The following is a 383-nucleotide window of genomic DNA, read 5'->3' on the forward strand; positions in this document are numbered from 1 at the left end:
GTCGGCCTCACCCGGTACGTCAACCGCAACCACATCGCGCGCGCCGCGCTGGAGGCCACGGCCTTCCAGACGCGCGAGGTGCTCGACGCCATGAACGCCGACTCCGGCGTCGACCTCACCGAGCTGCGCGTCGACGGCGGCATGGTCGCCAACGAGCTGCTCATGCAGTTCCAGGCCGACCAGCTCGGCGTCGACGTCGTGCGCCCCAAGGTCGCGGAGACCACCGCGCTCGGCGCCGCCTACGCCGCCGGCATCGCCGTCGGGTTCTGGCAGGGCGAGCAGGACGTCATCGACAACTGGGCCGAGGACAAGCGGTGGAGCCCGTCGATGGACGACTCCGAGCGCGAGCGCCTCTACCGGAACTGGAAGAAGGCCGTGACGAA

At 70.5% G+C, this 383-nt stretch carries 1 protein-coding gene; it reads left to right on the forward strand.

What is annotated here, in order from left to right; translation table 11 throughout:
- Positions 1–383 (forward strand): FGGY-family carbohydrate kinase (locus G3I78_RS50780; protein ID WP_275424961.1); only part of this gene is annotated, 383 nt, incomplete at both ends.

This window comes from Streptomyces sp. SID13726 (assembly GCF_010548375.1).
GTDB lineage: Bacteria > Actinomycetota > Actinomycetes > Streptomycetales > Streptomycetaceae > Streptomyces.